This is a genomic window from Streptococcus oralis (genome assembly GCF_001578935.1).
Classification (GTDB): domain Bacteria; phylum Bacillota; class Bacilli; order Lactobacillales; family Streptococcaceae; genus Streptococcus; species Streptococcus oralis_R.
In genome coordinates, this window is sequence record NZ_KQ969521.1 from 1,044,582 (window position 1) to 1,051,798 (window position 7,217).

At 42.4% G+C, this 7,217-nt stretch carries 8 protein-coding genes; 7 read left to right on the top strand and 1 reads right to left on the bottom strand.

The features are described from left to right. Positions 1-71 precede the first annotated feature (71 nt). Positions 72-701: an MBL fold metallo-hydrolase gene (locus SORDD15_RS05225; protein WP_061415129.1), complete on the top strand. Its 630-nt coding sequence runs from the start codon at positions 72-74 to the stop codon at positions 699-701. Positions 702-736: 35 nt separating this feature from the next. Here SORDD15_RS05225 and SORDD15_RS05230 read toward each other — a convergent pair whose 3' ends face one another. Beyond that, the gene (locus tag SORDD15_RS05230; RefSeq protein WP_061415132.1) at positions 737-2,629 is read right to left on the bottom strand and encodes a M13 family metallopeptidase; all 1,893 of its coding nucleotides are present in this window, start codon (positions 2,627-2,629) and stop codon (positions 737-739) included. A 178-nt stretch (positions 2,630-2,807) separates the two neighbouring features. Between SORDD15_RS05230 and SORDD15_RS05235 the strand changes: the two genes are divergently transcribed. The 6 genes from SORDD15_RS05235 (at position 2,808) to SORDD15_RS10535 (ending at position 7,200) form a co-directional block, all read left to right on the top strand. Further along, positions 2,808-3,530, top strand: coding sequence for a metal ABC transporter ATP-binding protein (locus SORDD15_RS05235; RefSeq protein WP_061415135.1), 723 nt, complete (start codon positions 2,808-2,810; stop codon positions 3,528-3,530). After that, positions 3,527-4,375: a metal ABC transporter permease gene (locus SORDD15_RS05240; protein WP_061415138.1), complete on the top strand. Its 849-nt coding sequence runs from the start codon at positions 3,527-3,529 to the stop codon at positions 4,373-4,375. Before SORDD15_RS05235 ends, SORDD15_RS05240 begins: the two co-directional genes overlap by 4 nt. Before the next feature lie 26 nt (positions 4,376-4,401). Beyond that, positions 4,402-5,331, top strand: a complete 930-nt coding sequence (locus SORDD15_RS05245) for a metal ABC transporter substrate-binding protein (RefSeq protein WP_061415141.1) — start codon at positions 4,402-4,404, stop codon at positions 5,329-5,331. Positions 5,332-5,451: 120 nt separating this feature from the next. After that, positions 5,452-5,946 (top strand): thiol peroxidase, encoded by a 495-nt coding sequence (gene tpx / locus SORDD15_RS05250; RefSeq protein WP_061415144.1) that lies wholly within the window; start codon positions 5,452-5,454, stop codon positions 5,944-5,946. Positions 5,947-6,007: 61 nt separating this feature from the next. After that, a complete protein-coding gene (locus SORDD15_RS05255; RefSeq protein WP_061415147.1) occupies positions 6,008-6,679 on the top strand; it encodes a metal-dependent transcriptional regulator in 672 nt (223 codons plus the stop codon). Between the two features lie 107 nt (positions 6,680-6,786). Next, positions 6,787-7,200, top strand: coding sequence for a hypothetical protein (locus tag SORDD15_RS10535; protein ID WP_061415150.1), 414 nt, complete (start codon positions 6,787-6,789; stop codon positions 7,198-7,200). Positions 7,201-7,217 lie beyond the last annotated feature (17 nt).

Here is a 7,217-nt window from a genome sequence, read left to right on the forward strand (position 1 = left end):
TTTTCTTTTCACTTTATTTCCCTCTTCTATGCTATACTTAGTTTAGTACATTCTTTGAGATTGGAGCCAGTATGAAAATCCATAAAACCGTGAATCCCGTTGCCTATGAAAATACTTATTATCTAGAAGGGGACCAACACCTGATTGTGGTTGACCCAGGTAGCCATTGGGAAGCTATCCGCAAGACTATTGAAAAAATCAACAAACCAGTCCGTGCGATTCTCCTGACCCACACCCACTACGACCATATTATGAGTCTGGACTTGGTTCGTGATACTTTTGGAAATCCTCCAGTTTATGTAGCAGAGAGCGAAGCTAGCTGGCTTTACACTCCTGTAGATAATCTCTCTGGTCTTCCTCGTCACGATGATATGGCAGATGTGGTCGCAAAGCCAGCAGAACACACCTTTGTCTTTCATGAAGAATACCGGCTTGAGGAATTTCGTTTTACCGTTCTACCGACCCCAGGACACTCTATTGGCGGTGTTTCCCTAGTCTTTCCTGATGCCCATCTAGTCTTGACCGGAGATGCTCTATTCCGAGAAACCATCGGACGGACCGACCTTCCTACCGGTAGCACGGAACAACTCCTCCATAGCATTCAGACGCAACTCTTCACTCTTCCTAACTACGATGTCTATCCTGGACATGGTCCAGCTACGACCATCGCTCACGAAAAGACCTTTAATCCCTTTTTCTAGCAAGCAAAAAACCAAGGATTTCCTTGGTTTTTGTCTTACCAAATAATCACACGGTCCTCTGGTGAACGCCACATACCATCGCCTTCTTTGACATCGTATGTTGTAAAGAAGTCATCGAAGTTTGGTACTTGGACATTAACACGGAGTTTGGCAGGCGCGTGCACGTCAACACTGGCCATGAGTTTCATCAACTCAGGACGGCCTTTCATGCGCCAGATACGAGCAAAGTTGTGGAAGAATTCTTCAGCTGAGAAGTCTGGTTCTCTCTTGGCTGCTTCAAGGGCTGCAGCAATTCCTCCTAGGTCTGCAACGTTTTCGGATACAGTTAGTTTTCCGTTGATTCTTGCTCCGTAAGATTCTTGGCCATCAAACTGGTCGATAACTTTTTGTGTTTTTTCTTTAAAGGCAGCATAGTCACTCTCTGTCCACCAATCCTTGAGGCTACCATTTTCATCAAAAGATGCACCATTTGTGTCAAAGGCATGAGAAATCTCGTGGGCAATAACAGCACCAATACCGCCGTAGTTGGCCGAAGACGACTGATGCAAGTCATAGAATGGAGCCTGTAAAATAGCAGCTGGGAAGACAATCAAGTTCTTCTGAGGATTGTAGTAGGCATTGACCATATGAGCTGGCATACCCCACTCCTTGTAGTCAACCGGTTGGTTCCACTTGCTCCAGCTGTGCTTGATTTCCACACGCGCAAAGGCTAGGGCATTCTCAAAGAGACTGGCAGTTTCAACCACTACTTTGTCCTTGTAGCGTTCTGGCAATTCCTCTGGATAACCGATATAAGGCTTGATGACATTGAGTTTGACAATGGCCTTGTCACGTGTTTCAGGCGTGAGCCAGTCGTTCTTAGCCAAGCGTTCCTTATAAACGTCAATCATAGTCGCTACTTTTTTCTCTACGTCTGCCTTAGCTTCTGGAGAGAATTTTTCATGCGCATACCAGAGACCAAGAGCCTGCTTGAAAGGACCTTGGGACAAGTGATAAGCTGCCTTGACCTTGTCCTGAGCTTCTGGAACACCTGAAAGAGCACGGCCATAAGCACCTGACAAGACACGAATCTCGTCTGTGAGGTAGCTGGTTGAGAGATTGACCACACCCAAAATCAAAGTTGCTTTGAGTAGAGGCCACGCTTCTTCACTATAGAATTGATCTGCTGCTTGCCAGAAACGTTCCTCGTCTACTATAACCTTGTCTGGAGTCTGTCCAAGAACTGCTTGGAAGAAATCATCCAAAGGTACAGCAGGAGCAAATTTCTTGAAATCTTCATAAGCGTATGGATGGTAGAGTTTGGCATACTCTGAACTTTCTTCGTTAGAAAGCACCACAGCCGCAATGCGACGGTCCAATTCCAATCGTTTCTCAAGTAAGTCTGCGATTTCCTCATCTGAAAAATCATAGGCTTTGAGTAGATTCGTTGTACTTTCCTTCCAAAGAGTCAAGAGCTCCTCACGCTGAGGATGGTCTTCAGCGTAGTAAGTTGTATCTGGCAAAATCGTCCCTGGTGCACTTGCCCAGAGAACATTGGTTCTGGCATCCATAAAGTCTGGTGATACACCAAATGGAAGGAAGTTTGGCTTTCCTGCTAGTTCAAATTCTGCCAGTTTGCTAGTAAAATCTGCAAAACTCTCCAAATCTTGGTATTCCTTGAGCATTGGCAAAACAGGCTTAATCCCATCTGCTTCTCTCTTGTCAAAATCACGTACCATGCGATGGTACTTAACAAAGTTTGCGAGGATAGCATCCTCTGGGACCTCTTCACCGACCAACCACTTGTCCGTAGTCGCCAGCATCAACTCTTCAATTTCCTCGTCAAGGTCAATAAAACCACCTGTTCGAGATTTGTCAGCTGGAATGACAGCTGTTTTTTCCCATTCGCCATTAATTGCATCATAAAAATCGTCTTGATAACGTGTCATCTTGTTCTCGCTTTCATTTTTTCACTTATTCTTAGCTTAGCAAAAAACACTTGGGAATGCAATTAAAAACGGTTTCTCTTTTCACTTCATTTTTCAGTTATTATTTTAAATTTTTTAAAAATTAACTTGACTTAATTTTTTTTTAAGGTATATTAAAAGACAGGAGGAATACAACTGTATGATACGTATCGAAAACCTCAGTGTCTCCTACAAAGAAACGTTGGCACTAAAGGATATTTCACTAGTGCTCCAAGGACCAACGATTACCGGAATTATTGGTCCAAACGGTGCTGGAAAATCAACTTTATTAAAAAGTATGTTGGGAATTATCCCACATGAAGGTCAGGCCTTTCTTGATGACAAAGAATTCAAGAAATCTTTACATCGGGTTGCCTATGTCGAGCAAAAAATCCATATCGACTACAATTTCCCTATCAAGGTCAAGGAATGCGTCTCCCTGGGACTCTATCCATCCATCCCACTCTTTCACACCTTAAAGGCCAACCACTGGAAAAAAGTGGCAGATGCTCTTGAAATCGTTGGGCTCTCAGACTATGCTGATCGCCAAATCAGCCAGCTCTCAGGTGGTCAATTTCAACGTGTGTTGATTGCCCGCTGTTTAGTGCAGGAAGCTGACTACATTTTTCTAGATGAGCCATTTGTCGGGATTGATTCGGTTAGTGAAGAGATTATCATGAACACGCTGAGAGACCTTAAAAAAGCTGGTAAAACAGTTCTCATTGTCCATCATGACCTCAGCAAAGTCCCCCATTATTTCGACCAAGTTTTGCTTCTCAATCGAGAATTAATAGACCTTGGTCCGACTAAAGAAACCTTTACCGAAGCCAATCTTAAGAAGGCCTACGGTAGCAAACTCTTTTTCAATGGAGGTGACCTATGATAGCAGAATTTATCGATGGATTGCAACATTTCCATTTCCTACAAAATGCCTTGATAACCTCTATTGTCATCGGAGTTGTTGCTGGAGCCGTGGGATGTTTTATCATCCTACGTGGGATGTCTCTCATGGGAGATGCCATCTCTCACGCAGTTTTGCCCGGCGTAGCCCTTTCCTTTATCCTGGGAATTGATTTCTTTATTGGAGCCATTATCTTTGGCTTGATGGCCTCCATCATCATTACCTATATCAAGGGAAACTCTATCATCAAGAGTGACACTGCCATTGGTATTACCTTTTCATCTTTCTTAGCCCTAGGTGTCATCTTGATTAGTGTTGCCAAGAGTTCAACAGACCTTTTCCATATCCTTTTTGGGAATATCCTCGCTGTCCAAGACATGGACATGTGGATTACCATTTGTGTGGGGGCAGTCATTCTCTTGATTATCGGGATTTTCTTTAAACAACTATTGATTACATCCTTTGACGAGCTCCTGGCTAAAGCCATGGGAATGCCTGTCAATTTCTACCACTATCTGCTCATGGTGCTCTTGACCCTTGTGTCCGTCACCGCCATGCAAAGTGTTGGAACCATTCTTATCGTGGCCATGCTGATCACCCCAGCTGCAACGGCTTATCTCTATGCTAATAGCCTAAAGAGCATGATTTTCCTTTCATCAAGTCTCGGAGCCCTGGCTTCTGTCGTGGGACTCTTTATCGGCTATAGCTTCAATCTCGCAGCAGGATCCAGCATCGTGCTCACATCTGCCAGTTTCTTTCTCATTAGCTTCTTTATCGCTCCAAAACAACGATATTTGAAACTGAAACATAAAAAAATCAATAAATAAGGGGAGACCCTTTCTGGAGGAATCTAATGAAAAAATTAGGTACATTGCTTGTTCTCTTTCTTTCTGTTATTGCTCTTGTCGCATGTACTAGCGGAAAAAAAGATGCTGCTTCTGGTCAAAAACTAAAAGTTGTTGCCACTAACTCAATCATCGCTGATATTACTAAAAATATTGCAGGTGACAAGATTGATCTTCACAGTATTGTTCCTGTTGGTCAAGACCCACACGAATACGAACCACTTCCTGAAGACGTTAAGAAAACCTCCCAAGCTGACTTGATTTTCTATAACGGGATCAACCTTGAAACAGGTGGCAATGCTTGGTTTACCAAATTAGTCGAAAATGCCAAAAAAACTGAAAACAAAGACTACTTTGCAGTCAGCGACGGTGTAGACATCATTTACCTTGAGGGCCAAAACGAGAAAGGCAAAGAAGACCCACACGCTTGGCTCAACCTTGAAAATGGGATGATTTATGCTAAAAATATCGCTAAACAGCTCATCGCTAAAGATCCTAGCAACAAGGAATTCTACGAAAAAAATCTCAAAGACTATACTGAAAAACTAGACAAACTGGACAAGGAAGCCAAAGAGAAATTTAACAATATCCCTGCTGAGAAGAAACTCATCGTAACCAGCGAAGGATGCTTCAAATACTTCTCTAAGGCTTACGGAGTTCCAAGTGCCTACATCTGGGAAATCAACACTGAAGAAGAAGGTACTCCTGACCAAATCAAGACTTTGGTTGAAAAACTTCGCCAAACAAAAGTTCCATCCCTCTTTGTTGAATCAAGTGTCGATGACCGTCCAATGAAGACTGTTTCACAAGACACAAATATCCCAATCTACGCACAAATCTTTACTGACTCAATCGCTGAAGAAGGGAAAGAAGGCGACAGCTACTACAGCATGATGAAATACAACCTTGACAAGATCGCTGAAGGTTTGTCTAAGTAATCCATTAAAAACGTCGTTCCCACGTGAACAGGCGTTTTTTTGGCCCTCAATTTCCAGTCAAATCATTGGAAAAATCTGACAATTCTCGATAAAATAAAAGAAAAAGAATGGAGTAGTTTCATGACCACTTTTCTCGGAAATCCTGTAACTTTTACAGGTAAACAACTGCAAGTCGGAGACAAGGCACTTGACTTTTCTCTTACAACAACCGATCTCTCTAAAAAAACGCTAGCTGACTTTGATGGAAAGAAAAAAGTCTTGAGTGTTGTCCCTTCTATCGATACAGGCATCTGCTCAACACAAACACGTCGATTCAACCAAGAACTAGCTAACCTCGACAATACCGTCGTTCTTACTGTTTCTATGGACCTACCATTTGCCCAAGGACGCTGGTGTGGGGCTGAAGGCCTTGACAATGCCATCATGCTTTCAGACTACTTTGACCATTCCTTCGGCCGTGACTACGCTCTCCTCATCAATGAGTGGCACCTCCTTGCCCGAGCAGTTTTTGTCCTTGATACTGATAACATCATCCGTTACGTCGAATATGTAGACAATATCAACACAGAACCCGACTTTGAAAAAGCAATCGCTGCCGTTAAAGCATTAGACTAAAACAAGGATTTTTATGACTGAAAGCTAGAGAAATCTAGCTTTTTTTGCTATACTAAAGGTAATGATAAATAAAAATAATAGACTAACTCCAAATAAAGAAGACTATCTTAAGTGCATTTACGAGATTAGCATCGTTTCTCGTAAAATCACTAATAAAGAAATTGCGGCGCGCATGCAGGTGTCTCCTCCTGCTGTGACAGAAATGATTAAGCGGATGAAGAGTGAAAACCTCATCCTCAAGGACAAGGAATGTGGTTATCAACTGACTAACCTAGGGCTAAAACTGGTCTCAGAGCTCTACCGTAAACACCGCTTAATCGAGGTTTTTCTAGTTCATCACCTCAACTATACTAGCGACCAAATCCACGAGGAAGCCGAAGTTTTAGAACATAGTGTATCAGATTTTTTTGTGGAACGACTAGACTCCATGCTAGGTTTTCCCAAGACCTGCCCCCACGGAGGGACTATTCCTGCCAAGGGAGAGCTCCTGGTCGAAATCAACAACCTACCTCTAGCAGATACCAAAGAAACCGGTACCTATCTTCTGACTCGGGTTCACGATAGCTTTGATCTGCTCAAATACTTAGAAAAGCATGAGATTCATATCGGTGACCAAGTCAAAGTCAAGCAGTTTGATAATTTTTCCAATACCTTTACACTGGTCAACAAAGGTGAAGATCTCCAAGTTAGCATCGATATCGCCAAACAACTCTATGTCGAAAAAATCAACTAAGACCTTATCCCTGAAAGAAATTCCTTTTAGGGATTTTTTATTATTTTAGTTGTAAGTTCCATTCGTTTGGTGTAGAATGAAGCTAGATAAAAGAGGGAGGTCTTCCTATGAAAAAGCTCTTTAGAACCCATTTTGCAGCCATCGTAGTCAGCGATTTGCTACTGTTGGTAACTTTCAGACCCCGATACGAACTTTCTTTGGAAAGAGGCCCGTTTTTTTGCTTCATTTTCATCCTTGCTCAGGGACTACTACTATTTCGCTTGGTCAATCGACTCAAAAAACATTTCTCTGAGATTGATCCTCAGATGAACAAAAAAATTCGCCTTTACTACTTAGGGATTCTCTCTGTTGACCTTCTGTTATTTCTCTTTTTAGCCATCACTGGCCTTCAATATTTCTACTCTCTTACTCCAGTCTTTACTTCCTGTCATTCTACTTTATATTATATGACGGCTAGCCACCTAAGAGAAAACTATCCCGACTTTTACGACAAACACATCTCTTTCTGGGAGTGTCTCTAAACAAAAACCAAGCCAGC